We start from the raw sequence: 842 nt of genomic DNA on the forward strand, positions 1-842 counted from the left end.
GCGATATCCCGCTCGAACGGCTGGTTGAGATCGACCAGAAGCCCGCCGCAACCTCGATCACCCGTGCAGACGGGCGCACAGTCACGACGATCATGGCGGATGTGAACACTGGCCTTACAACCGGCGGGGCCGAGACCGAATGGGTTCTTTCGCAGATCGTGCCAGACCTGCGAGCGGATTTCCCCGGCCTCGAAGTCACCGCCGGCGGCGAGCAGGAAGAGGCGGGCCGCTTTTCCAATTCGCTGACACAGAATTTCGGACTGGCCCTGTTCGGTATCTACGCGGTGCTGGCCCTTGCCTTCGGCAGTTACCTCCGGCCCCTGATTGTTCTGCTGGTTCTGCCATTCGGTTTCGTGGGCGCGGTGTTGGCCCATGCGGCCCTGGGCATGAACCTGACCTTGCTGAGCATGTTCGGCATCATCGGCCTGTCGGGCGTGGTGGTAAATGGGGCCCTTCTGATCGTGGATTTCATACTCGCCGAGGAGGCCAGGGGCACCGACCCGAACGAGGCCATCCGGCGCGCCACGCTGCGGCGGTTCCGACCCATCACGTTGACGACACTGACCACCTTTCTCGGGGTCACGCCGCTGATCCTGGAAACATCGGTGCAGGCGCAGTTCCTGATCCCCACGGCCGTCTCGCTCGGCTTCGGCATCCTGTTCTCCTCCGTCCTTTTGATGCTGTTGGTCCCCGCCTATGCCTCGCTTTTCGCCGCAGGCAGGGCCCGCATGCAGACCGGCACCCCCCAACGCACATGACCGCGGGAACCCACGGTGGCCCGGAACCGTTGACCCCGCAAGCAGCCACAGGAGCTTCAGATGACACAGTCGAAAATCGCCGTC

General features: G+C 63.7%; 1 protein-coding gene. It reads left to right on the plus strand.

Annotation, left to right across the window (positions count from 1 at the left end; genetic code table 11):
• A partial coding sequence (locus ACR0B3_RS24320) for an efflux RND transporter permease subunit (protein WP_480811285.1) occupies positions 1-758 on the plus strand: 758 nt, incomplete at its 5' end.
• Between the last annotated feature and the right edge of the window lie 84 nt (positions 759-842).

The sequence above is a fragment of the Ruegeria sp. CE9 genome (assembly GCF_056537425.1).